This is a genomic window from Stenotrophomonas sp. 24(2023) (assembly GCF_030913365.1).
GTDB lineage: Bacteria > Pseudomonadota > Gammaproteobacteria > Xanthomonadales > Xanthomonadaceae > Stenotrophomonas.
On sequence record NZ_CP133160.1, the window covers coordinates 2713457 to 2736581 of the forward strand.

The 23125-nt window shown below is 63.2% G+C and carries 25 protein-coding genes; all 25 read left to right on the forward strand.

Translation table 11 applies throughout. From position 1 onward, the window contains the following. The first annotated feature begins 2 nt into the window (after nucleotides 1-2). The 25 genes from rplA to rpsH all read left to right on the forward strand — a co-directional run bounded on the left by rplA (nucleotide 3) and on the right by rpsH (nucleotide 23110). Nucleotides 3-701 (forward strand): 50S ribosomal protein L1, encoded by a 699-nt coding sequence (rplA, locus tag Q9R17_RS12060; protein WP_308154877.1) that lies wholly within the window; start codon nucleotides 3-5, stop codon nucleotides 699-701. Nucleotides 702-1088: 387 nt separating this feature from the next. Continuing rightward, the gene (gene rplJ, locus Q9R17_RS12065; protein WP_308154878.1) at nucleotides 1089-1628 is read left to right on the forward strand and encodes a 50S ribosomal protein L10; all 540 of its coding nucleotides are present in this window, start codon (nucleotides 1089-1091) and stop codon (nucleotides 1626-1628) included. 63 nt (nucleotides 1629-1691) lie between these two features. After that, the gene (gene rplL / locus Q9R17_RS12070; RefSeq protein WP_308154879.1) at nucleotides 1692-2060 is read left to right on the forward strand and encodes a 50S ribosomal protein L7/L12; all 369 of its coding nucleotides are present in this window, start codon (nucleotides 1692-1694) and stop codon (nucleotides 2058-2060) included. Between the two features lie 328 nt (nucleotides 2061-2388). Continuing rightward, a complete protein-coding gene (gene rpoB, locus Q9R17_RS12075; protein ID WP_308154880.1) occupies nucleotides 2389-6543 on the forward strand; it encodes a DNA-directed RNA polymerase subunit beta in 4155 nt (1384 codons plus the stop codon). Between the two features lie 88 nt (nucleotides 6544-6631). After that, nucleotides 6632-10855 (forward strand): DNA-directed RNA polymerase subunit beta', encoded by a 4224-nt coding sequence (gene rpoC, locus Q9R17_RS12080; protein WP_308154881.1) that lies wholly within the window; start codon nucleotides 6632-6634, stop codon nucleotides 10853-10855. Between the two features lie 332 nt (nucleotides 10856-11187). Further along, nucleotides 11188-11562 (forward strand): 30S ribosomal protein S12, encoded by a 375-nt coding sequence (gene rpsL, locus Q9R17_RS12085; protein WP_004145320.1) that lies wholly within the window; start codon nucleotides 11188-11190, stop codon nucleotides 11560-11562. Between the two features lie 12 nt (nucleotides 11563-11574). Next, nucleotides 11575-12048, forward strand: coding sequence for a 30S ribosomal protein S7 (gene rpsG / locus Q9R17_RS12090; protein WP_308154882.1), 474 nt, complete (start codon nucleotides 11575-11577; stop codon nucleotides 12046-12048). Between the two features lie 137 nt (nucleotides 12049-12185). Continuing rightward, a complete protein-coding gene (gene fusA, locus Q9R17_RS12095) occupies nucleotides 12186-14327 on the forward strand; it encodes an elongation factor G (protein ID WP_308154883.1) in 2142 nt (713 codons plus the stop codon). A 55-nt stretch (nucleotides 14328-14382) separates the two neighbouring features. Next, nucleotides 14383-15573, forward strand: coding sequence for an elongation factor Tu (tuf, locus tag Q9R17_RS12100; protein WP_308154874.1), 1191 nt, complete (start codon nucleotides 14383-14385; stop codon nucleotides 15571-15573). A 332-nt stretch (nucleotides 15574-15905) separates the two neighbouring features. Continuing rightward, nucleotides 15906-16217, forward strand: coding sequence for a 30S ribosomal protein S10 (rpsJ, locus tag Q9R17_RS12105; protein WP_005408208.1), 312 nt, complete (start codon nucleotides 15906-15908; stop codon nucleotides 16215-16217). Between the two features lie 11 nt (nucleotides 16218-16228). Further along, entirely contained in the window at nucleotides 16229-16879 is a 651-nt protein-coding gene (gene rplC / locus Q9R17_RS12110; protein ID WP_004145336.1) for a 50S ribosomal protein L3, read from the forward strand. Nucleotides 16880-16891: 12 nt separating this feature from the next. Continuing rightward, nucleotides 16892-17497 (forward strand): 50S ribosomal protein L4, encoded by a 606-nt coding sequence (rplD, locus tag Q9R17_RS12115; RefSeq protein WP_004145337.1) that lies wholly within the window; start codon nucleotides 16892-16894, stop codon nucleotides 17495-17497. After that, nucleotides 17494-17793, forward strand: coding sequence for a 50S ribosomal protein L23 (gene rplW, locus Q9R17_RS12120; protein ID WP_049470489.1), 300 nt, complete (start codon nucleotides 17494-17496; stop codon nucleotides 17791-17793). Before rplD ends, rplW begins: the two co-directional genes overlap by 4 nt. A gap of 10 nt (nucleotides 17794-17803) precedes the next feature. Next, nucleotides 17804-18631 carry a 50S ribosomal protein L2 gene (gene rplB, locus Q9R17_RS12125; RefSeq protein WP_308154884.1) on the forward strand — a complete coding sequence of 276 codons (828 nt, stop codon included), beginning with the start codon at nucleotides 17804-17806 and terminating at the stop codon, nucleotides 18629-18631. 6 nt (nucleotides 18632-18637) lie between these two features. Beyond that, entirely contained in the window at nucleotides 18638-18907 is a 270-nt protein-coding gene (rpsS, locus tag Q9R17_RS12130; RefSeq protein WP_017355409.1) for a 30S ribosomal protein S19, read from the forward strand. 12 nt (nucleotides 18908-18919) lie between these two features. Continuing rightward, on the forward strand, nucleotides 18920-19255 hold the full coding sequence (gene rplV, locus Q9R17_RS12135) for a 50S ribosomal protein L22 (RefSeq protein ID WP_004145348.1): 336 nt from the start codon (nucleotides 18920-18922) through the stop codon (nucleotides 19253-19255). 18 nt (nucleotides 19256-19273) lie between these two features. After that, nucleotides 19274-20005 carry a 30S ribosomal protein S3 gene (rpsC, locus tag Q9R17_RS12140; RefSeq protein ID WP_308154885.1) on the forward strand — a complete coding sequence of 244 codons (732 nt, stop codon included), beginning with the start codon at nucleotides 19274-19276 and terminating at the stop codon, nucleotides 20003-20005. A 5-nt stretch (nucleotides 20006-20010) separates the two neighbouring features. Next, nucleotides 20011-20424, forward strand: a complete 414-nt coding sequence (rplP, locus tag Q9R17_RS12145; protein WP_025879305.1) for a 50S ribosomal protein L16 — start codon at nucleotides 20011-20013, stop codon at nucleotides 20422-20424. Then, nucleotides 20424-20609, forward strand: a complete 186-nt coding sequence (rpmC, locus tag Q9R17_RS12150; RefSeq protein WP_004154487.1) for a 50S ribosomal protein L29 — start codon at nucleotides 20424-20426, stop codon at nucleotides 20607-20609. Before rplP ends, rpmC begins: the two co-directional genes overlap by 1 nt. An 11-nt stretch (nucleotides 20610-20620) precedes the next feature. Next, nucleotides 20621-20890, forward strand: coding sequence for a 30S ribosomal protein S17 (rpsQ, locus tag Q9R17_RS12155; protein ID WP_004154489.1), 270 nt, complete (start codon nucleotides 20621-20623; stop codon nucleotides 20888-20890). A 12-nt stretch (nucleotides 20891-20902) separates the two neighbouring features. Further along, nucleotides 20903-21271: a 50S ribosomal protein L14 gene (gene rplN, locus Q9R17_RS12160; protein ID WP_010483978.1), complete on the forward strand. Its 369-nt coding sequence runs from the start codon at nucleotides 20903-20905 to the stop codon at nucleotides 21269-21271. 16 nt (nucleotides 21272-21287) lie between these two features. Further along, the gene (rplX, locus tag Q9R17_RS12165) at nucleotides 21288-21605 is read left to right on the forward strand and encodes a 50S ribosomal protein L24 (RefSeq protein WP_004154490.1); all 318 of its coding nucleotides are present in this window, start codon (nucleotides 21288-21290) and stop codon (nucleotides 21603-21605) included. Nucleotides 21606-21616: 11 nt separating this feature from the next. Then, nucleotides 21617-22159: a 50S ribosomal protein L5 gene (gene rplE / locus Q9R17_RS12170; RefSeq protein ID WP_308154886.1), complete on the forward strand. Its 543-nt coding sequence runs from the start codon at nucleotides 21617-21619 to the stop codon at nucleotides 22157-22159. Between the two features lie 18 nt (nucleotides 22160-22177). Next, nucleotides 22178-22483 (forward strand): 30S ribosomal protein S14, encoded by a 306-nt coding sequence (rpsN, locus tag Q9R17_RS12175; protein WP_308154887.1) that lies wholly within the window; start codon nucleotides 22178-22180, stop codon nucleotides 22481-22483. Between the two features lie 228 nt (nucleotides 22484-22711). Beyond that, nucleotides 22712-23110 carry a 30S ribosomal protein S8 gene (rpsH, locus tag Q9R17_RS12180; protein ID WP_005415417.1) on the forward strand — a complete coding sequence of 133 codons (399 nt, stop codon included), beginning with the start codon at nucleotides 22712-22714 and terminating at the stop codon, nucleotides 23108-23110. Nucleotides 23111-23125 lie beyond the last annotated feature (15 nt).

Genomic DNA, 23125 nt, shown 5'->3' on the forward strand with positions numbered 1-23125 from the left:
AGATGGCACAGACCAAGCGTGAGAAGGCCATCAAGGCCGCCGTCGTTCCGGGCAAGGCGTACGCCTTCGAGGACGCGATCAACATCCTGAAGACCGCCACCAAGGCCAAGTTCGTCGAGTCGATCGACGTTGCCGTGCGCCTGGGCGTGGACGCGAAGAAGTCCGACCAGCAGGTCCGTGGCTCCACCGTGCTGCCGGCCGGTACCGGCAAGTCGGTCCGCGTTGCCGTGTTCGCTCCGGCCGGTGCCAAGGCTGACGAAGCCCTGGCCGCTGGCGCCGAAGCCGTCGGCATGGATGACCTGGCCGAGAAGATGCAGGCCGGCGACCTGAACTACGACGTCGTCATCGCGACCCCGGACGCCATGCGCGTCGTCGGCAAGCTGGGCACCGTGCTGGGCCCGCGCGGCCTGATGCCGAACCCGAAGGTCGGCACCGTGTCGGCCAACCCGGGCGAAGCCGTGAAGAACGCCAAGTCGGGCCAGGTCCGTTACCGCACCGACAAGGCCGGCATCATCCACTGCACCATCGGCAAGGCCAGCTTCGACAACGAAGCGCTGCAGTCGAACCTGCAGGCGCTGCTGCTTGACCTGATCAAGGCCAAGCCGGCCACCTCGAAGGGCACCTACCTGCAGAAGGTTTCGGTCAGCTCGACGATGGGCCCGGGCGTCACCGTCGACCAGTCGTCGCTGACCCTGAAGTAATTGTTTCAAGCGGTCACGGTACCTTCGGGTCCCGTGACCGTCACATTTGAAGGCGTCGCCGGCAGTCCACCGCTGGCGTCAGCCGTCAAAGACCGCAGGCGCGGTCGTGGCATGCCGGCGACGGGCACGGAAGCTCGATTTGGCAGGGAGTCGCCGCCGGAGCAGCCATGAACGCTTAATCGATTCTTCGGAATCACCCTGCGTAGATGGTGCCCTTCTGGAGTTTTTCTGGTTCACGCACGTCTGGGTTTCCCAGGTTGGCCCACTCCAGGTCTAGAACGGCCCACCCCCCGGAACATCATTCCGATGTTCCCGGCGTCCAGGACGGATGCCGCACAGGACCGCACACGGCAGGAGCCGGAAGCGGAGTTCAATTGGAGGAGTGCAATGGCTCTCAATCTGTCCCAGAAGCAAGAAGTAGTCGCCGAGCTGGCAGACGTCGCCGCCAAGGCCCACTCCTTGATCGCAGCCGAATACGCTGGCACCACGGTCGCCCAGATGACCGCGATGCGCAAGCAGGCTCGTGAAACCGGTGTTTTCTTGAAGGTTGTCAAGAACACCCTGGCTTCGCGCGCCGTTGAAGGCACCGAGTTCGCCGTGGCCCAGGACCAGATGGTTGGTCCGCTGCTGTACGCGTTCTCGCTCGAGGAGCCCGGCGCTGCCGGTCGCCTGATCAAGGAAGCCGCCAAGGGCAACGACAAGCTGAAGGCTAAGGTCGTCGCCATCGGTGGTGAAGTGTTCCCGGCAAGCCACGTCGACGTGCTGGCCTCGCTGCCGACCCGCGACCAGGCCCTGGCCATGCTGGCCCGCGTCCTGACCGAGCCGGTCACGATGTTCGCCCGCGCCGTCAAGGCCATCGGCGAGAAGCAGGGGGGTGGCGACGTCGCCGCCGACGCTGCTGCCGAACCGGCCGCCGAGACCGCCTGAGTTTCGACTAATCGTGGTTCCTGACGGAACCTCAATCCAGAAAATCATCCAAAGGTAATTATCATGTCCCTTACCAACGAACAGATCGTCGACGCCATCGCCGAAAAGTCCCTGATGGAAGTGATGGAGCTGGTCAAGGCCATCGAAGAGAAGTTCGGCGTCTCCGCCGCTGCTCCGGTTGCCGTGGCTGCTGCCGCTGGCCCGGCCGCTGCTGTTGAAGAGCAGACCGAATTCACCGTCACCCTGAAGACCGCCGGCGACAAGAAGGTCGAAGTCATCAAGGCCGTCCGCGCCATCACCGGCCTGGGCCTGAAGGAAGCGAAGGACCTGGCCGAAGCCGGTGGCGTCCTGAAGGAAGCCGCTTCGAAGGACGAAGCCGAAAAGATGAAGAAGGACCTGGAAGCTGCTGGCGCGACTGTCGAAGTCAAGTAAGCACTTCCCTTGCATCGTCATCGATTCACGGCGATGCAGCCAAGGCTGGGGGCGTAAGCCCCCGGCCTTTGGTCGTTGTTGCGGTGTGGTAGATCCACGCCCTGCGTGGATGTGAAAAACGGCAGCAAAAAGCCCAACACGGGCTGCGGTCAGACCCCGGCCGGCCAGCGCACCGCGCGGCGGCAGGGGAGTGGATGCAGACGAGTTGGCAGTTGGAAGTAGCGGGAGAAGGCGTGCTGGTGCCGGCAATACCAGCGACTTCCAACTGACAATTTCAAGTTCCCTTCGGGTCGTGGACGCACGGCCCGCACAACAAGGTGGAAGCCTCATGACGACTTATTCGTTCACCGAAAAGAAGCGTATCCGCAAGGACTTCGGCAAGCAGCGCTCGATTCTCGAAGTGCCGTTCCTGCTGGCCATCCAGGTGGATTCCTACCGTGAATTCCTGCAGGAAAACGTCGATCCGGCCAAGCGCTCGGACCACGGCCTGCACGCCGCGCTGAAGTCGGTCTTCCCGATCGCCAGCTACAGCGGCAACGCCGCCCTGGAATACGTCGGCTACAAGCTGGGCGAGCCGGTCTTCGACGAACGTGAGTGCCGCCAGCGTGGCATGAGCTACGGCGCCCCGCTGCGCGTGACCGTGCGCCTGGTCATCTACGACCGCGAGTCGTCGACCAAGGCCATCAAGTACGTGAAGGAGCAGGAGGTCTATCTGGGCGAAATCCCGCTGATGACCGAGAACGGCACCTTCATCGTCAACGGCACCGAGCGCGTCATCGTTTCCCAGCTGCACCGCTCGCCGGGCGTGTTCTTCGATCACGACCGCGGCAAGACCCACAGCTCGGGCAAGCTGCTGTACAGCGCCCGCATCATTCCTTACCGCGGTTCCTGGCTGGACTTCGAGTTCGACCCGAAGGACGCGCTGTACACCCGTATCGACCGCCGCCGCAAGCTGCCGGTGTCGATCCTGCTGCGCGCGCTTGGCTACAGCAACGAAGAGATGCTGGCCGAGTTCTTCGAGATCAACACCTTCCACATCAACCCGGATGAAGGCGTCCAGCTGGAGCTGGTGCCCGAGCGCCTGCGTGGTGAAACCCTGGGCTTCGACCTGGCTGACGGTGACAAGGTCATCGTGGAAGCCGGCAAGCGCATCACCGCGCGCCACGTCAAGCAGCTGGAAGCCTCGGGCATCGCTGCCCTGGCCGTGCCGGACGACTACCTGGTCGGCCGCATCCTGTCGCACGACGTCGTCGATGCCTCCACCGGCGAACTGCTGGCCCAGGCCAACGACGAAATCTCCGACGAACAGCTGCAGAACTTCCGCAAGGCCGGCGTCGACGCGGTCGGCACCCTGTGGGTGAACGACCTGGATCGTGGCCCGTACCTGTCCAACACCCTGCGCATCGACCCGAGCAAGACCCAGCTCGAAGCCCTGGTCGAAATCTACCGCATGATGCGTCCGGGCGAGCCGCCGACCAAGGAAGCCGCGCAGAACCTGTTCCACAACCTGTTCTTCACCTTCGAGCGCTACGACCTGTCCACGGTCGGCCGCATGAAGTTCAACCGTCGCGTGGGCCGCAAGGAAACCACCGGCGAAGCCGTGCTGTATGACAGCAAGTACTTCGGCGAGCGCAACGACGAGGAATCCAAGCGCCTGGTGGCCGCACACGGCCAGAGCTCGGACATCCTGGACGTGATCAAGGTCCTGACCGAGATCCGCAACGGCCGTGGCGTCGTCGACGACATCGACCACCTGGGCAACCGCCGCGTGCGTTCGGTCGGTGAAATGGCCGAGAACGTGTTCCGCGTGGGCCTGGTCCGCGTCGAGCGCGCGGTCAAGGAACGCCTGTCGATGGCCGAATCCGAAGGCCTGACCCCGCAGGAGCTGATCAACGCCAAGCCGGTCGCCGCTGCCATCAAGGAGTTCTTCGGCTCCTCGCAGCTGTCGCAGTTCATGGACCAGAACAACCCGCTGTCGGAAGTCACGCACAAGCGTCGCGTCTCGGCCCTGGGCCCGGGCGGCCTGACCCGTGAGCGCGCCGGCTTCGAAGTGCGCGACGTGCACCCGACCCATTACGGCCGCGTCTGCACCATCGAAACCCCGGAAGGCCCGAACATCGGCCTGATCAACTCGCTGGCCGTGTATGCCCGCACCAACCAGTACGGTTTCCTCGAGACCCCGTACCGCAAGGTCGTGGACGGCAAGGTGTACGACGAGGTCGAGTTCCTGTCGGCCATCGAGGAAAACGAGTACGTCATTGCACAGGCCAACGCCCTGACCAATGCCGACAGCATCCTGACCGAACAGTTCGTGCCGTGCCGCTTCCAGGGCGAATCGCTGCTGAAGCCGCCGGCGGAAGTCCACTTCATGGACGTTTCGCCGATGCAGACCGTGTCGGTCGCTGCCGCGCTGGTGCCGTTCCTGGAGCACGATGACGCCAACCGTGCACTGATGGGCGCCAACATGCAGCGCCAGGCCGTGCCGACCCTGCGTTCGCAGAAGCCGCTGGTGGGTACCGGCATCGAACGCGCCGTGGCCCGCGACTCCGGTGTGACCGTGAACGCGCGTCGTGGCGGTGAAGTGGTGCAGGTCGATGCCGCGCGCATCGTGGTCAAGGTGGTCGAAGAAGAGATCATCGGTGCCACCGACGCCGGCGTGGACATCTACAACCTGGTCAAGTACACCCGTTCCAACCAGAACACCTGCATCAACCAGCGTCCGCTGGTCCAGGTGGGCGATGTCATCGCCCGCGGCGACGTGCTGGCTGACGGCCCGTCCACCGACATCGGCGAACTGGCCCTGGGCCAGAACATGCTGATCGCGTTCATGCCGTGGAACGGCTACAACTTCGAAGACTCCATCCTGCTCTCCGAGCGCGTGGTGGAAGAGGATCGCTACACCACGATCCACATCGAAGAACTGACCTGCGTCGCGCGTGACACCAAGCTGGGGCCGGAGGAAATCTCGGCCGACATCCCGAACGTCTCCGAGCAGGCACTGAACCGCCTGGACGAGAGCGGTGTGGTGTACATCGGCGCCGAAGTGCGCGCCGGCGACATCATGGTCGGCAAGGTCACGCCGAAGGGCGAAAGCCAGCTGACCCCGGAAGAGAAGCTGCTGCGCGCCATCTTCGGCGAGAAGGCCTCGGACGTTAAGGACAGCTCGCTGCGCGTGCCGCCGGGCATGGACGGCACCGTCATCGACGTGCAGGTCTTCACCCGCGACGGCATCGAGAAGGACAAGCGCGCCCGCCAGATCGAAGAATCTGAAATCAAGCGCGTCAAGAAGGACTTCGACGACCAGTTCCGCATCCTGGAAGCGGCGATCTACATGCGCCTGCGTTCGCAGATCGTCGGCAAGGTGGTCAACGGCGGTGCCGGCCTGAAGAAGGGCGACACCATCACCGACGCCTACCTGGACGGCCTGAAGAAGGCTGACTGGTTCGTGCTGCGCATGAAGGACGAGGACGCTTCGGAAGCCATCGAGCGCGCGCAGAAGCAGATCCAGGCGCACGAGAAGGAATTCGAGCGTCGCTTCGCCGACAAGCGCGGCAAGATCACCGCCGGTGACGACCTCGCTCCGGGCGTGCTGAAGATGGTCAAGGTGTTCCTGGCCGTGAAGCGCCGCATCCAGCCGGGCGACAAGATGGCAGGCCGCCACGGCAACAAGGGTGTGGTCTCCAACGTGGTGCCGGTCGAGGACATGCCGTACATGGCCTCGGGCGAAACCGTGGACATCGTGCTGAACCCGCTGGGCGTGCCGTCGCGCATGAACATCGGCCAGATCCTGGAAGTGCATCTGGGCTGGGCCGCCAAGGGCCTGGGCCGCAAGATCCAGGGCATGCTGGAAGCGCAGGCGGCCGTGATGGAGCTGCGCAAGTTCCTGGACGACATCTACAACCACGATGACACCAACGTGGCCAACCGTGTCGACCTGTCGCAGTTCAGCGACGAGGAACTGCTGCGCCTGGCCCGCAACCTGACCGACGGCGTGCCGATGGCCACCCCGGTGTTCGACGGTGCCACCGAAGCGGAAATCAAGCGCATGCTGGAACTGGCCGACCTGCCGAGCAGTGGCCAGACCCAGCTGTACGACGGCCGCACCGGTGAAGCCTTCGATCGCCACACCACCGTGGGCTACATGCACTACCTGAAGCTGAACCACCTGGTCGACGACAAGATGCACGCCCGTTCGACCGGTCCGTACTCGCTCGTCACCCAGCAGCCGCTGGGCGGCAAGGCGCAGTTCGGCGGCCAGCGCTTCGGTGAAATGGAAGTCTGGGCGCTGGAAGCCTACGGCGCGGCCTACACCCTGCAGGAAATGCTGACGGTGAAGTCCGATGACGTGCAGGGCCGCAACCAGATGTACAAGAACATCGTCGACGGTGAGCACGAGATGGTCGCGGGCATGCCGGAATCCTTCAACGTGCTCGTGAAGGAAATCCGCTCGCTGGCCATCAACATGGAACTGGAAGACAACTGATCCGTGCAGGCGCGGCGGCCCCGCCGCCGCGCCACCGGCAGTGACCCGACAGCCCATCGACACAGCATTCCTCCTTCTGGAGAACACCATGAAAGACCTGCTCAACCTCTTCAACCAGCAGCGCCAGACGCTGGACTTCGACGCGATCAAGATCGCGCTGGCCTCGCCGGACCTGATCCGCTCGTGGTCCTTCGGCGAAGTGAAGAAGCCGGAAACCATCAACTACCGTACCTTCAAGCCGGAACGCGACGGCCTGTTCTGCGCCGCCATCTTCGGCCCGACCAAGGACTACGAGTGCCTGTGCGGCAAGTACAAGCGCATGAAGCACCGCGGCGTGGTCTGCGAGAAGTGCGGCACCGAAGTGACCCTGGCCAAGGTGCGCCGTGAGCGCATGGGCCACATCGACCTGGCCTCGCCGGTCGCGCACATCTGGTTCCTCAAGTCGCTGCCGTCGCGCATCGGCCTGATGCTGGACATGACCCTGCGCGACATCGAGCGCGTGCTGTACTTCGAAGCCTACGTGGTGACCGAGCCGGGCCTGACCGCCCTGGAGCGCCGCCAGCTGCTGACCGAAGAACAGTACCTGCAGGCCCGCCAGGAACACGGCGATGACTTCGACGCCGCCATGGGCGCCGAGGCCGTCTACGAACTGCTGCGCACGATCGACCTGCAGTCGGAAATGACCCGCCTGCGTGAGGAAATCGCCGCCACCGGTTCGGAAACCAAGCTCAAGCGCCTCACCAAGCGCATCAAGCTGATCGAAGCCTTCCTGGAATCGGGCAACCGTCCGGAATGGATGGTCATGACCGTGCTGCCGGTGCTGCCGCCGGACCTGCGCCCGCTGGTGCCGCTGGACGGCGGCCGCTTCGCGACCTCCGACCTGAACGACCTGTACCGCCGCGTCATCAACCGCAACAACCGCCTGCGCCGCCTGCTCGAGCTGAACGCGCCGGACATCATCGTGCGCAATGAAAAGCGCATGCTGCAGGAATCGGTCGATGCGCTGCTGGACAACGGCCGTCGCGGCCGTGCCATCACCGGCACCAACAAGCGCCCGCTGAAGTCGCTGGCCGACATGATCAAGGGCAAGCAGGGCCGCTTCCGCCAGAACCTGCTGGGCAAGCGCGTGGACTACTCGGGCCGTTCGGTCATCGTGGTCGGTCCGTACCTGCGCCTGCACCAGTGCGGCCTGCCGAAGAAGATGGCGCTGGAGCTGTTCAAGCCGTTCGTGTTCGCCAAGCTGCAGCGTCGTGGCCTGGCCACCACCATCAAGGCCGCCAAGAAGCTGGTCGAGCGCGAAGAGGCGGAAGTCTGGGACATCCTGGAAGAAGTCATCCGCGAACACCCGGTGATGCTGAACCGTGCGCCGACCCTGCACCGTCTGGGCATCCAGGCGTTCGAGCCGGTGCTGATCGAAGGCAAGGCCATCCAGCTGCACCCGCTGGTCTGCACCGCGTTCAACGCCGACTTCGACGGTGACCAGATGGCCGTCCACGTGCCGCTCTCGCTGGAAGCCCAGCTGGAAGCACGTGCGCTGATGATGTCCACCAACAACATCCTGTCGCCGGCCAACGGCGAGCCGATCATCGTGCCGTCGCAGGACGTCGTGCTGGGTCTGTACTACATGACCCGCTCGCTGGAAAACAAGAAGGGCGAGGGCATGGCCTTCGCCAACATCGCCGAAGTCAAGCGCGCCTATGACAACCGCGTGGTCGAACTGCACGCCCGCGTCAAGGTCCGCATCACCGAAGTGGTGATCGACGAGGAAGGCAACAAGCAGAACAAGACCTCGATCGTGGACACCACGATCGGTCGCGCCCTGCTGGCTGAAATCCTGCCGGAAGGCCTGCCGTTCGCGCTGGCCAACACCGAGCTGACCAAGAAGAACATCAGCCGCCTGATCAACTCCAGCTACCGCCAGCTGGGTCTGAAGGACACGGTCGTGTTCGCCGACAAGCTGATGTACACCGGCTTCGCCTACGCGACCCGCGCCGGCGTCTCCATCGGCATCGACGACATGCTGATCCCGGACGAGAAGAAGGGCATCCTCACCGAGGCCGAAGCCGAAGTGCTGGAAATCCAGGAGCAGTACCAGTCGGGTCTGGTCACCGCCGGCGAGCGCTACAACAAGGTGGTCGACATCTGGTCGCGCACCAACGAGCGCATCGCCAAGGCGATGATGGACACCATCGGTACCGAGAAGGTCGTCAATGCCAAGGGTGAGACCATCGACCAGAAGTCGATGAACTCGCTGTACATCATGGCCGACTCCGGTGCGCGTGGTTCGCAGGCACAGATCCGCCAGCTGGCCGGCATGCGCGGCCTGATGGCCCGTCCGGACGGCTCGATCATCGAAACGCCCATCAAGGCGAACTTCCGTGAAGGCCTGAACGTGCAGGAGTACTTCAACTCCACGCACGGTGCCCGTAAGGGTCTGGCCGATACCGCGCTGAAGACCGCGAACTCGGGTTACCTGACCCGTCGTCTGGTCGACGTGGCGCAGGACGTGGTGATCACCGAGGTGGATTGCGGTACCACCGAAGGCCTGATCATGACCCCGATCGTGGAAGGCGGCGACGTGGTCGAGCCGCTGAAGGACCGCGTGCTGGGTCGCGTCGTGGCCGAGGACGTGTTCCTGCCGGGCAACGACGAAGATCCGATCGTCACCCGCAACACCCTGCTGGACGAACAGTGGGTCGCCAAGCTGGAAGACGCCGGCGTGCAGACCATCAAGGTCCGCTCGACGATCTCCTGCGAATCGGCCTTCGGCGTCTGCGCACGCTGCTACGGCCGCGACCTGGCCCGTGGCCACCTGGTCAACATCGGTGAAGCGGTCGGCGTCATCGCCGCCCAGTCGATCGGTGAACCGGGTACCCAGCTGACCATGCGTACGTTCCACATCGGTGGTGCGGCATCGCGTGCGGCGGCAGTGGACAACATCACCGTCAAGACCACCGGCTCGGTCAAGTTCAGCAACCTCAAGTCGGTCGAGCACGCCAACGGCTCGCTGGTGGCGGTGTCGCGCTCGGGCGAAATCTCGGTGCTCGACGCGCACGGCCGTGAGCGCGAGCGCTACAAGCTGCCGTACGGTGCGACCATCACCTCCAAGGACGGTGATGCGGTCAAGGCCGGCCAGACCGTGGCCAACTGGGATCCGCATAACCACCCGATCGTGTCGGAAGTGGCCGGTTTCATCCGCTTCATCGACTTCGTCGACGGCGTCACCGTCATCGAGAAGACCGACGAGCTGACCGGTCTGGCCTCGCGTGAAATCACCGATCCGAAGCGTCGTGGTACCCAGGCCAAGGACCTGCGCCCGATCGTGCGCATCGTCGACGGCAAGGGCAACGACCTGTCGATCCCGGGCACCGATCTGCCGGCGCAGTACCTGCTGCCGCCGCGTTCGATCGTCAACCTGCAGGACGGCGCCCCGGTGGGCGTGGGCGACGTGGTCGCCAAGATCCCGCAGGAAGCGTCCAAGACCCGCGACATCACCGGTGGTCTGCCGCGCGTGGCCGACCTGTTCGAAGCGCGCAAGCCGAAGGATCCGGCCGTGCTGGCCGAGCGTTCGGGCATCATCAGCTTCGGCAAGGACACCAAGGGCAAGCAGCGCCTGATCATCAAGGACACCGATGGTTCGGAGCACGAAGAGCTGATCCCGAAGTACCGCCAGGTCATCGTGTTCGAAGGCGAGCATGTCACCAAGGGTGAAACCATCGTGGACGGCGAGCCGAGCCCGCAGGACATCCTGCGCCTGCTGGGTGTCGAACCGCTGGCCGCCTACCTGGTCAAGGAAATCCAGGACGTGTACCGCCTGCAGGGCGTGAAGATCAACGACAAGCACATTGAGGTGATCACCCGCCAGATGCTGCGCAAGGTCGAGATCACCGATCAGGGCAGCAGCAAGTTCCTGAACGGTGAACAGGTCGAACGCCAGCGCGTCATCGAGGAGAATGCCCGCCTGACCACCCGCAACGAGCTGATCGCCCGTTTCGATCCGGTCCTGCTGGGCATCACCAAGGCCTCGCTGGCCACCGAATCGTTCATCTCGGCGGCGTCGTTCCAGGAAACCACCCGCGTGCTGACCGAAGCGGCCGTTCGCGGCACCTCGGACAACCTGCGTGGCCTGAAGGAAAACGTCATCGTCGGCCGCCTGATTCCGGCCGGTACCGGCCTGGCGTACCACAGCCAGCGCCGCCGCGGTGCCACCGGCCTGACCGACTCGGAACTGCAGACCCTGGCCGGCACCCCGGCCGCGGTGGAAGCCGTTGCCGACGTGGCCGATGCTGAACAGGCCTCGGGCGAAGAATGAGGCAACCGGTCCGGCCGCCAGGCCGGACCGACCTCTGCGGTAACACCCGGGCCTGGCCCGGGTGAGGTGTGAAGGGCAGGGCGGCGCAGGCCGTCCGGTCTGGTTGTAACGGCAGACTGTTCCGTCCGCGGGCACCTGTCGAACCTGAACGGGGTATATGGAGACACCCCTGTAACGTCCCGGGATCAGGGACGGGCTTGACAAGGCGCGTTTGACTGCGTTCTTGGCAGGTTGCTACAATCGTCTGTCTCAGCAGGCCAAAATTTCGGCCTGCTTTAACATTTCCGCATCTCTGGCCAGATTTTCCGGCCACCAATCAGAAGAACCTACTGATGGCGACGATCAACCAGCTGGTCCGCAAGCCGCGGCAAGCGACCACCTACAAGAGTGCCTCGCCGGCGCTCGACAAGTGCCCGCAGCGCCGTGGCGTCTGCACCCGTGTCTACACCACCACGCCGAAGAAGCCGAACTCGGCGCTTCGCAAGGTTGCCAAGGTCCGCCTGACCAACCAGGAAGAAGTGATTTCCTACATCGGTGGTGAAGGCCACAACCTGCAGGAGCACTCCGTGGTCCTGATCCGCGGCGGTCGCGTCAAGGACCTGCCGGGTGTGCGTTACCACACCGTTCGTGGCTCGCTCGACGCCGCCGGCGTTGCCAAGCGTCGCCAGGCCCGTTCCAAGTACGGCGCCAAGCGTCCGAAGGCATAAGGAGAGAGCATCATGTCGCGTAAGGGTAATACTCCGCAGCGTTCCGTCCTGCCCGATCCGAAGCACGGAAGCGAAACCATCGCCCGTTTCATCAACATGGTCATGCAGAGCGGCAAGAAGTCCGTCGCTGAAAAGATCGTGTACGGCGCCATGGACGTGATCACCGAGAAGAACGCCAACGCCAATGCCATCGAGCTGGTGCAGAAGGCGCTCGACAACGTGTCGCCGGCCGTCGAAGTGAAGTCGCGCCGCGTCGGCGGTGCCACCTACCAGGTGCCGGTCGAAGTGCGCGCTTCGCGCAAGATGGCCCTGGCCATGCGTTGGCTGATCGACTCCGCGCGCAAGCGTGGCGAGAACACCATGCCGAAGAAGCTGGCTGCTGAACTGATCGACGCCTCGGAAAACCGTGGTGGCGCCATCAAGAAGCGCGAAGAAACCCACCGTATGGCGGAAGCGAACAAGGCGTTCGCCCACTACCGCTGGTGAGTTTGACGGCCTTGTAAAACAGGCAGGGCAGCACCACCTCGGTGCTGCCTCGCGGCCCCAGAAGGGCTGCGCCAATCCGAAGGCCGCCGAAAGGCGGCGTTCGGCCATCCGAATTCCAAGAAATCTGAGAGGCTCCCGTGGCCCGTTCCACTCCCATCGAGCGTTACCGTAACTTCGGCATCATGGCCCACATCGATGCCGGCAAGACCACCACGTCCGAGCGCATCCTGTTCTACACCGGCAAGAGCCACAAGATCGGTGAAGTGCACGACGGCGCTGCCACCATGGACTGGATGGAGCAGGAACAGGAACGTGGCATCACGATCCAGTCCGCTGCGACCACCGCGTTCTGGAAGGGCATGGACAAGTCCCTGCCGGAACACCGCTTCAACATCATCGACACCCCCGGGCACGTCGACTTCACCATCGAAGTGGAGCGCTCGCTGCGCGTGCTCGACGGTGCGGTGTTCGTGCTGTGTGCCGTCGGTGGCGTGCAGCCGCAGTCGGAAACCGTGTGGCGCCAGGCCAACAAGTACCACGTGCCGCGCATCGCGTTCGTCAACAAGATGGACCGTACCGGTGCCAACTTCCAGAAGGTCGTCGGCCAGCTGAAGGCCAAGCTGGGCGCCGTTGCCGTGCCGATGCAGCTGCCGATCGGCGCTGAAGACAACTTCAAGGGCGTCGTCGACCTGCTGAAGATGAAGGCCATCCACTGGGATGAAGCCTCGCAGGGCATGAAGTTCGAATACAGCGATGTGCCGGCCGATCTGCAGGAAGCCGCTGAAGAAGCGCGCACCTTCATGATCGAAACCGCCGCTGAAGCCAGCGAAGAGCTGATGGAAAAGTACCTGGGCGGCGAAGAGCTGGCCGAGGCTGAAATCATCAACGCGCTGCGTACCCGCACCCTGGCCACCGAGATCGTGCCGATGTACTGCGGCTCGGCGTTCAAGAACAAGGGCGTGCAGGCCATGCTCGACGGCGTGATCCAGCTGCTGCCGTCGCCGGTGGACGTGCCGGACGTGAAGGGCGTGGACGTCGACGACGAAACCAAGGAACTGAGCCGCAAGTCCGACGACAAGGCTCCGTTCTCGTCGCTGGCCTTCAAGATCATCACCGACCCGTTCGTCGGCGCGCTGACCTTCTTCCGCGTCTACTCGGGCACCCTGAACGGTGGTGACACCGTGCTGAACTCGGTGAAGGGCAAGAAGGAGCGCATCGGCCGCATCCTGCAGATGCACTCGAACAACCGCGAGGAAATCAAGGAAGTTCTGGCCGGTGACATCGCCGCGGCCGTGGGCCTGAAGGACACCACCACCGGTGACACCCTGTGCTCGGTCGATGCGCCGATCATCCTGGAGCGCATGGCGTTCCCGGAGCCGGTGATCTCGATGGCCGTCGAGCCGAAGACCAAGTCGGACCAGGAAAAGATGGGTCTGGCCCTGGGCCGTCTGGCACAGGAAGATCCGTCGTTCCGCGTCAAGACCGACGAAGAATCCGGCCAGACCATCATCTCGGGCATGGGCGAGCTGCACCTGGACATCATCGTCGACCGCCTGAAGCGCGAGTTCAACGTTGAAGCCAACGTCGGCGCACCGCAGGTGGCCTACCGCGAAACCATCACCCTGGCCGACGTCAAGTCGGACTACAAGCACGCCAAGCAGTCCGGTGGTAAGGGCCAGTACGGTCACGTCGTGATCGAGCTGTCGCCGATCACCGCTGAAGACCGCGCTGATGCCAAGCTGTCGGCCGCGATCAAGGACGACTTCCTGTTCATCAATGACATCACCGGTGGTGTCATTCCGAAGGAATTCATCCCGTCGGTCGAAAAGGGTCTGCGCGAAACCATCACCAGCGGCCCGCTGGCCGGCTTCCCGGTCGTGGACGTGAAGGTCAAGCTGGTCTTCGGTTCGTACCACGACGTCGACTCGTCGGAAATGGCGTTCAAGCTGGCTTCGTCGATGGCCTTCAAGCAGGGCTTCTCCAAGGCCAAGCCGGTGCTGCTGGAGCCGATCATGAAGGTCGAGATCGTGACCCCGGAAGACTACCAGGGTGACGTGATGGGCGACGTCAGCCGTCGTCGCGGCGTGCTGCAGGGTTCCGACACCACCGGTGACGGCTCCGCTTCGATCATCAACGCGATGATCCCGCTGGGTGAAATGTTCGGCTACGCCACGGCGCTGCGTTCGCAGACCCAGGGCCGCGCCACCTTCACCATGGAATTCGACCACTACGAGCCGGCGCCGACCAACATCGCCGAAGCCGTCATGAAGAAGGGCTGAGCCTCGCTCAGCCTCTCCTGAAACCACTTACGTACAAACTTCAAGGTAAAGAACAATGGCAAAGGGTAAGTTCGAGCGCACCAAGCCGCACGTCAACGTCGGCACCATCGGTCACGTCGACCACGGCAAGACCACGCTGACCGCTGCACTGACCAAGATCGGCGCCGAGCGTTTCGGCGGCGAGTTCAAGGACTACTCCGCGATCGACGCCGCGCCGGAAGAAAAGGCCCGCGGCATCACGATCTCGACCGCGCACGTCGAATACGAATCCCCGACCCGTCACTACGCCCACGTTGACTGCCCGGGCCACGCTGACTACGTCAAGAACATGATCACCGGTGCCGCCCAGATGGACGGCGCGATCCTGGTGTGCTCGGCCGCTGACGGCCCGATGCCGCAGACCCGCGAGCACATCCTGCTGTCGCGTCAGGTCGGCGTGCCGTACATCGTGGTGTTCCTGAACAAGGCCGACATGGTCGACGACGCCGAGCTGCTCGAGCTGGTCGAAATGGAAGTCCGCGAACTGCTGAGCAAGTACGAGTTCCCGGGCGACGACACCCCGATCATCGCCGGTTCGGCCCGTCTGGCGCTGGAAGGCGACCAGAGCGACATCGGCGTGCCGGCCGTCATCAAGCTGGTCGACGCCCTGGACACCTGGATCCCGACCCCGGAACGTGACGTCGACAAGGCGTTCCTGATGCCGGTGGAAGACGTGTTCTCGATCTCGGGCCGCGGCACCGTGGTGACCGGTCGTATCGAGCGCGGCGTGATCAAGGTCGGCGAAGAAATCGAAATCGTCGGCATCCGTCCGGTGCAGAAGACCACCGTGACCGGCGTTGAAATGTTCCGCAAGCTGCTGGACCAGGGTCAGGCAGGCGACAACGCTGGCCTGCTGCTGCGCGGCACCAAGCGTGACGACGTCGAGCGTGGCCAGGTGCTGGCCAAGCCGGGTTCGATCAAGCCGCACACCGAGTTCGAAGGCGAAGTGTACGTGCTGTCGAAGGACGAAGGCGGCCGCCACACCCCGTTCTTCAAGGGCTACCGTCCGCAGTTCTACTTCCGTACCACCGACATCACCGGTGCGGTGCAGCTGCCGGAAGGCGTCGAGATGGTGATGCCGGGCGACAACGTGAAGATGGTTGTCACCCTGATCAACCCGGTCGCGATGGACGAAGGTCTGCGTTTCGCCATCCGCGAAGGCGGCCGCACCGTCGGCGCCGGCGTGGTCTCGAAGATCATCAAGTAATCTGGTAGTATCAGCGCCCCGATGTTGCCTGGGTAGGGCATCGGGGCGTTCAAAAATGGGAAAGCAGGCACAGGATGTGCCTTGTGTTCCCCGGACCAGGAAGGGTCAATGCCATTCAGGCGGCGTCAACAGGCGACTGTTGACAGCTGCCTTGTGTGCCATTATGCTTTCAAGTCTGGGCAGACCGGGTGACTGGTCTGCCTCAGTTTTTGAGGTCCATGGACTGACCTTGTCGGCCTGCAGGAGTGCGGGCCGTCCGTATTCAGGACTTTCATGGGACAAAGCAACCCAGAGGCTTTGTCCGTCGCTCTTTTAACGAAGGAACCACCGTCATGGCGGACCAGAAGATCCGTATCCGGCTGAAGGCGTTCGATCATCGCTTGATCGACCGTTCGGCCAGCGAGATCGTTGAAACGGCAAAGCGAACCGGCGCGCAAGTGCGTGGCCCGATTCCGCTGCCGACCAAGATCGAGCGCTACACCGTTCTCGTTTCCCCGCACGTCGACAAGGACGCGCGTGACCAGTACGAGACCCGCACGCACAAGCGCGTGCTCGACATCGTTGACCCGAATGACAAGACCGTGGACGCGCTGATGAAGCTCGAACTGGCTGCAGGCGTCGACGTTCAGATCAAGCTGACCTGAGGACTACGACCATGACGAAGAAGTATTCGTTGGGCTTCGTGGGCCGCAAGGCCGGCATGAGCCGTGTTTTCACCGAAGATGGCCGTTCCATCCCGGTGACCCTGATCGAAGCTACCCCGAACCGCATCGCGCAGATCAAGACCGTCGAAACCGACGGCTACAGCGCCGTGCAGGTGACCGTCGGCGCGCGTCGCGCTGCCCTGGTCAACAAGCCGGAAGCCGGCCACTTCGCCAAGGCGAAGGTGGAAGCGGGCCGTGGCCTGTGGGAGTTCCGCGTTGAAGACGCCCAGCTCGGCGATTTCGCCGTCGGTGGCGAAGTCAAGGCGGACATCTTTGAAGTCGGCCAGATCGTCGACGTCCAGGGTGTCACCAAGGGTAAGGGCTTCCAGGGCACCATCAAGCGCCACAACTTCCGTATGGGCGATGCAACCCACGGTAACTCGCTGTCGCATCGCGCGCCGGGTTCGCTGGGCCAGCGCCAGACCCCGGGTCGCGTTTTCCCGGGCAAGAAGATGTCGGGCCACATGGGCGCGGTGCAGCAGAGCACCCAGAACCTGGAAGTGGTCAAGGTCGACGTCGAGCGCGGTCTGATCGCGGTTCGCGGCGCCGTTCCGGGCGCGGCGGGTGGCGACGTGATCGTCCGTCCGGCGAGCAAGGCATAAGGAGAGATGACGATGGAACTCGTTATCACGGGTAGCAACAACAAGGTCTCGGTCTCCGACGCCGTGTTCGGTCGCGATTTCAGCGAAGATCTGGTCCACCAGGTCGTCGTTGCTTACCGCAACGCCGGTCGCGCCGGCACCAAGGCGCAGAAGACTCGCTCCGAAGTGGCTGGTACCACCAAGAAGTCGAAGAAGCAGAAGGGCGGCGGCGCGCGTCATGGCGCACTGACGGCTCCGATCTTCGTCGGCGGCGGTGTCACCTTCGCGGCCAAGCCGCGCAGCTTCGAGCAGAAGGTCAATCGCAAGCAGTACCGTGCCGCCATGTGCGCGATCCTGTCCGAGCTGAACCGTCAGGGCCGTCTGACCATCGTGGAGTCCTTCGATGTCGAAGTGACCAACACGAAGGGTCTGATCGCCAAGCTGGCCGGCCTGGAAGTGGGCAAGCGCCCGCTGATCGTCACCGAGGAAGCCTCCGAGCACCTGTACCTGTCCGCCCGCAATCTGCCGTACGTGCAGGTGCGTGACGTCCAGGGCCTGGATCCGGTGTCCCTGGTTGGTGCCGACACGGTCGTCATCACCGCTGACGCGGTCAAGAAGGTCGAGGAGTGGCTGGCATGAACAGCAACGAAAAAATCTTCAGCGTGCTGCGTGCCCCGCGTGTCTCCGAAAAGACCGCGCGCCTGCAGGAACTCTCCAATCAGTATGTCTTCGAAATCTCGAACGAAGCAACCAAGGCCGACGTGAAGGCCGCGGTAGAGCAGCTGTTCGACGTCAAGGTCGAGGCCGTCAACGTGGTCAACGTCAAGGGCAAGAACAAGTCCTTCCGTAACCGTGCTGGCCGCCGCGGCGATTGGCGCAAGGCGTACGTTCGCCTGGCCGACGGCCAGTCGATCGATGTAACGGCCAAGGCCTGAGGTACATCCCATGCCATTGATGAAATTCAAGCCCACCTCCGCAGGCCGCCGTTCGGCCGTGCGCGTGGTCACGCCCGACCTGCACAAGGGTGCTCCGCACGCCGCGCTGGTCGAGTCGCAGAGCAAGTCCGGTGGTCGTAACCACCACGGCCGCATCACCACCCGTCACGTCGGTGGTGGCCACAAGCAGCACTACCGCATCATCGACTTCAAGCGCAACAAGCTGGGCATCCCGGCGCGCGTGGAACGCATCGAATACGATCCGAACCGCACCGCCCACATCGCCCTGCTGTGCTACGTCGACGGTGAGCGCCGCTACATCATCGCCCCGAAGGGTCTGAAGGCTGGTGATCAGGTGATCGCTGGTTCGGACGCCCCGATCAAGGCGGGCAACACCCTGCCGCTGCGCAACATCCCGGTCGGTACCACCATCCACGGCATCGAACTGAAGCCGGGCAAGGGTGCACAGCTGGCTCGCGCCGCTGGCGCTGCTGTCCAGCTGGTCGCCCGTGAAGGCATCTACGCCACCCTGCGCCTGCGCTCGGGTGAAATGCGCAAGGTGCCGGTCGAGTGCTGCGCCACCATCGGCGAAGTCGGCAACGACGAGCACAACCTGGAAAAGCTGGGCAAGGCCGGTGCCAAGCGTTGGCGCGGCGTCCGCCCGACCGTTCGTGGTGCTGCCATGAACCCGGTTGACCACCCGCACGGTGGTGGTGAGGCCAAGGCCGGCCAGGGTAACCCGCATCCGGTCACCCCGTGGGGTGTCCCGACCAAGGGCTACAAGACGCGCAAGAACAAGCGCACTCAGCAGTTCATCGTCCGCGATCGTAGGGGCTAATCGACCATGGCACGTTCACTCAAGAAGGGCCCGTTCGTCGATCACCACCTCGTCAAGAAGGTGGAGGCCGCTGCGGGTAGCAAGAAGCCGATCAAGACCTGGTCGCGCCGTTCGATGATCCTGCCGGAAATGGTAGGCATCACCATCGCCGTGCATAACGGCAAGAACCACGTTCCGGTTCTCGTCAACGAGAACATGGTCGGCCACAAGCTCGGCGAATTTGCCATCACCCGGACCTTCAAGGGTCACGGTGGTGACAAGAAGTCGGGCAAGTAAGGAGAGATGACAATGGAAGCGAAAGCCATCCTGCGCACTGCGCGCATCTCCCCGCAGAAGGCTCGCCTGGTCGCTGACCAGGTGCGCGGTCTGCCGGCCGAACGTGCGGTCAACCTGCTGAAGTTCTCGGACAAGAAGGCTGCCCACCTGATCAAGAAGGTGGTGGAGTCGGCTATTGCAAACGCCGAGAACAACCAGGGCGCCGACGTCGACGAGCTGAAGGTTCAGACCATCATGGTTGATGAAGGTCCGACCCTGAAGCGTTTCATGGCGCGGGCGAAAGGCCGCGGTACCCGCATCCTCAAGCGCACCAGCCACATCACTGTGGTTGTGGGCGCCGCCAAGTAAGCGGATAAGGAAAAGACCATGGGTCATAAAGTTCATCCGATTGGTATCCGCCTGGGTATTGCCAAGGACTGGAACTCCAAGTGGTACGCAAACAAGGCCGAGTTCGCCGGTTACCTGGCAGCCGACCTGAAGGTGCGTGAAATGCTGCGCAAGAAGCTTGCGCAGGCCGGTATCAGCAAGATCCTGATCGAGCGTCCGGCCAAGACCGCGCGCGTGACGATCCACACCGCCCGCCCGGGCGTGGTGATCGGCAAGCGTGGTGAGGACATCGAAAAGCTGCGCAAGGAAGTGAGCGAGCTGATGGGCGTCCCGGCGCACATCAACGTCACCGAAGTGCGCAAGCCCGAGCTGGACGCACAGCTGGTTGCCGAATCGATCGCGCAGCAGCTGGAGCGTCGCATCATGTTCCGCCGCGCGATGAAGCGCTCGGTCGGCAACGCGATGCGCCTGGGTGCCCTGGGCATCAAGGTCAACGTTGGTGGCCGCCTCAACGGTGCGGAAATCGCCCGTTCGGAGTGGTACCGCGAAGGCCGCGTGCCGCTGCACACGCTGCGTGCCGACATCGACTACGGCTTCGCTGAAGCCAAGACGACCTACGGCATCATCGGCATCAAGGTCTGGATCTACAAGGGCGAAGTGTTCGATTTCTCCCAGGTTGGCCAGGAAAAGCAGGACGACACCCCGCGCAATGATCGTAATGATCGCGGCGACCGTGGTGACCGTCAGCGCCCGGCTCGTGAAGCGAGGTAACGACAATGTTGCAACCCAAGCGAACCAAGTACCGCAAGGTACACAAGGGCCGTAACGAAGGCCTGAGCTGGAGCGCCAACGCTGTCAGCTTCGGCGAATACGGCCTGAAGGCAACCGCCCACGGTCAGCTGACCGCGCGTCAGATCGAAGCGGCCCGCCGCTCGATCAGCCGCTACGTCAAGCGCGGTGGCAAGATGTGGATCCGCGTGTTCCCCGACAAGCCCATCACCAAGAAGCCCATCGAAGTCCGAATGGGTTCGGGTAAGGGCAACGTGGAATACTGGGTGGCCCAGATCCAGCCCGGCCGCATGATCTATGAAATCGAGGGTGTGACGGAAGAAGTGGCACGCGAGGCGTTCCGCCTGGCCGCTGCCAAGCTCTCGGTCACCACCACTTTCGTGACCCGGACGGTGCGCTGATGGACATCAAAACTCTCCGTGAAAAGTCGGCTGACGAACTGAAGGCCCACCTGATCGACCTGCGTAAGGAACAGTTCTCTGTCCGTATGCAGCAGGTCACCGGCCAGCTGCCGAAGACTCACGATATCCGCCGGGTCCGTCGCGAGATTGCTCGCGTCAAGACCCTGCTCGGCAGCACGAAGTAAGGACGGCCGCTATGAGCGACAATACCGAAAAGAAGACGCTGCGCACGGTCGAAGGCCGTGTCGTCAGCAACAAGATGGACAAGACGGTTACCGTCCTGGTTGAGCGTCAGGTCAAGCACGCGCTGTACGGCAAGTACATCAAGCGCTCGACCAAGCTGCACGCCCACGATGCCGACAACGCCTGCAAGGAAGGCGATGTCGTCCGCGTGACCGAGATTGCTCCGATGTCCAAGACCAAGAACTGGCGCGTGGTGGAAGTCATCACGCGTGCGGCTGAATAAGGAGTCTGAATCATGATCCAGATGCAGAGCTACCTTGACGTCGCGGACAATTCGGGTGCCAAGCAGGTGATGTGCTTCAAGGTGCTGGGTGGTTCCAAGCGCCGTTACGCCGGTATCGGCGACATCATCAAGGTCACCGTGAAGGATGCGATTCCGCGCGGCAAGGTCAAGAAGGGTGAAGTGTATGACGCCGTCGTGGTGCGTACCCGCAAGGGTGTGCGTCGCGCCGATGGCTCGCTGATCCGCTTCGACGGCAACGCGGCCGTCCTGCTGAACAACAAGCAGGAGCCGATCGGTACCCGTATCTTCGGGCCGGTGACCCGTGAACTTCGTTCGGAGAAGTTCATGAAGATCGTCTCGCTCGCTCCCGAAGTGCTGTGAGCGACAGGAGATAATCATGGCTAACCGTATCAAGAAGGGCGACCAGGTTGTCGTCAACGCCGGCAAGGACAAGGGCAAGCAGGGCGAAGTCGTCCGCGTCGACGGCGACCGCGTGGTCGTCGCCAACGTGAACATCGTCAAGCGCCACACCAAGCCGAACCCGCAGGCAGGTGTTGCCGGCGGCGTGGTCGAGCGTGAAGCTTCGATCCATATCTCCAACGTGAATGTGCTGAACCCGGCTTCGGGCAAGGGCGAACGCGTTGGCTTCAAGGTGCTGGAGGATGGACGCAAACTGCGTGTGTTCCGCTCCAGCGGTGAGGCGCTCGACGCCTGAGGAATGTGAAGATGACTTCCCGTCTCGAAAAGATCTACAAGGAAGAAGTGGTGCCGGCGCTGATGAAGCAGTTCGGCTACACCAATCCGATGGAAGTGCCGAAGCTGGTCAAGGTCACCCTGAACATGGGTGTCGGCGAAGCTGCGACCAACAAGAAGATCCTGGAAAACGCCGTCGCTGACATGGCAAAGATCTCCGGCCAGAAGCCGGTGGTCACCAAGTCGCGCATCTCGGTGGCGTCGTTCAAGATCCGTGATGGTTGGCCGATCGGCTGCAAGACCACGCTGCGTCGCCACAAGATGTACGAGTTCCTGGACCGCCTGATCAACATCTCGCTGCCGCGCGTGCGCGACTTCCGTGGTGTTTCCGGTCGTTCCTTCGACGGTCGCGGCAACTTCAACATGGGTGTGAAGGAACAGATCATCTTCCCGGAAATCGACTTCGACGCTGTCGACGCGATCCGCGGCATGGATATCGCCATCACCACCACTGCGAAGACCGACGCGGAAGCGAAGGCGCTGCTGGCAGCGTTCAAGTTCCCGTTCCGTAACTGATCCGTCGAGGAAACCGAAATGGCAAAGACCTCCATGGTCAACCGCGACATCAAGCGGGAAAAGCTGGCCAAGAAGTTCGCTGACAAGCGCGCTGCTCTGAAGAAGATCGTGTCCTCGGTGGACGCGAGCTACGAAGAGAAGATCGAGGCCGCGACCAAGCTGTCCAAGCTGCCGCGCGACTCCTCGCCGAGCCGCCAGCGCAACCGTTGCGAACTGTCGGGCCGTCCGCGTGGCGTGTACCGCAAGTTCGGCCTGGGCCGCAACAAGCTCCGCGAAGCCACCATGCGTGGCGACGTGCCGGGCCTGCGCAAGGCCAGCTGGTAATCCCAGTCGGTCCTGCGACCCCCGCCTGAACAGGGCGGGGCGTCCCAGGGGAGGGCATTCAGCCCTCCTGCAGAAAAAACCCGAAGAGCCCGACGCAAGTCGGGCTCTTTTGGCGTATACTCCCGCGTCTTGCCCTGCGTTTTTGGCGGGGAGTAGGGGGCCTGGCCCGTTTCCAGGAGACAACAGATTTTCGCGAAAGCGGATATCGGTGCACTCAAAGGTACTCATATGAGCATGACTGATCCCATCGCCGACCTGCTGGTCCGCATCAAGAATGCGGCCGCGGTGGGCAAGCAGACGGTGAAGGCACCGTCGTCCAAGATCAAGGTGGCGATTGCCCAGGTCCTGAAGGACGAGGGTTACATCACCGACCTGCGCGTTACCCAGCTGGAAAACAACAAGGCCGAGCTGGAAATCGTGCTGAAGTATTTCGAAGGCAAGCCGGTCATCGCAACCCTGAAGCGCTTCTCGCGTTCGGGCCTGCGCCAGTACCGCGGCAAGAGCGAGCTGCCGAAGGTCATGAACGGCCTGGGCATCTCCATCATTTCCACCTCCAAGGGCATCATGACTGATGCGCAGGCGCGCCAGCTGGGCGTCGGCGGCGAAGTCCTGTGCTTCGTGGCCTAAGGCGAGAGGAGTAGA

Coding starts and splice junctions, on each gene's coding strand:
- rpsH (WP_005415417.1), top strand. CDS start 22,712: ATGAGCATGACTGATCCCATCGCCGACCTGCTGGTCCGCATCAAGAAT.
- rpsN (WP_308154887.1), top strand. CDS start 22,178: ATGGCAAAGACCTCCATGGTCAACCGCGACATCAAGCGGGAAAAGCTG.
- rpsQ (WP_004154489.1), top strand. CDS start 20,621: ATGAGCGACAATACCGAAAAGAAGACGCTGCGCACGGTCGAAGGCCGT.
- rpsL (WP_004145320.1), top strand. CDS start 11,188: ATGGCGACGATCAACCAGCTGGTCCGCAAGCCGCGGCAAGCGACCACC.
- rplB (WP_308154884.1), top strand. CDS start 17,804: ATGCCATTGATGAAATTCAAGCCCACCTCCGCAGGCCGCCGTTCGGCC.
- rpoC (WP_308154881.1), top strand. CDS start 6,632: ATGAAAGACCTGCTCAACCTCTTCAACCAGCAGCGCCAGACGCTGGAC.
- rplV (WP_004145348.1), top strand. CDS start 18,920: ATGGAAGCGAAAGCCATCCTGCGCACTGCGCGCATCTCCCCGCAGAAG.
- rplA (WP_308154877.1), top strand. CDS start 3: ATGGCACAGACCAAGCGTGAGAAGGCCATCAAGGCCGCCGTCGTTCCG.
- rplD (WP_004145337.1), top strand. CDS start 16,892: ATGGAACTCGTTATCACGGGTAGCAACAACAAGGTCTCGGTCTCCGAC.
- rplP (WP_025879305.1), top strand. CDS start 20,011: ATGTTGCAACCCAAGCGAACCAAGTACCGCAAGGTACACAAGGGCCGT.
- rpsJ (WP_005408208.1), top strand. CDS start 15,906: ATGGCGGACCAGAAGATCCGTATCCGGCTGAAGGCGTTCGATCATCGC.
- rplJ (WP_308154878.1), top strand. CDS start 1,089: ATGGCTCTCAATCTGTCCCAGAAGCAAGAAGTAGTCGCCGAGCTGGCA.
- rplW (WP_049470489.1), top strand. CDS start 17,494: ATGAACAGCAACGAAAAAATCTTCAGCGTGCTGCGTGCCCCGCGTGTC.
- rpsS (WP_017355409.1), top strand. CDS start 18,638: ATGGCACGTTCACTCAAGAAGGGCCCGTTCGTCGATCACCACCTCGTC.
- rplN (WP_010483978.1), top strand. CDS start 20,903: ATGATCCAGATGCAGAGCTACCTTGACGTCGCGGACAATTCGGGTGCC.
- rplE (WP_308154886.1), top strand. CDS start 21,617: ATGACTTCCCGTCTCGAAAAGATCTACAAGGAAGAAGTGGTGCCGGCG.
- rpmC (WP_004154487.1), top strand. CDS start 20,424: ATGGACATCAAAACTCTCCGTGAAAAGTCGGCTGACGAACTGAAGGCC.
- rplX (WP_004154490.1), top strand. CDS start 21,288: ATGGCTAACCGTATCAAGAAGGGCGACCAGGTTGTCGTCAACGCCGGC.
- rplL (WP_308154879.1), top strand. CDS start 1,692: ATGTCCCTTACCAACGAACAGATCGTCGACGCCATCGCCGAAAAGTCC.
- rpsC (WP_308154885.1), top strand. CDS start 19,274: ATGGGTCATAAAGTTCATCCGATTGGTATCCGCCTGGGTATTGCCAAG.
- rpsG (WP_308154882.1), top strand. CDS start 11,575: ATGTCGCGTAAGGGTAATACTCCGCAGCGTTCCGTCCTGCCCGATCCG.
- tuf (WP_308154874.1), top strand. CDS start 14,383: ATGGCAAAGGGTAAGTTCGAGCGCACCAAGCCGCACGTCAACGTCGGC.
- rplC (WP_004145336.1), top strand. CDS start 16,229: ATGACGAAGAAGTATTCGTTGGGCTTCGTGGGCCGCAAGGCCGGCATG.
- rpoB (WP_308154880.1), top strand. CDS start 2,389: ATGACGACTTATTCGTTCACCGAAAAGAAGCGTATCCGCAAGGACTTC.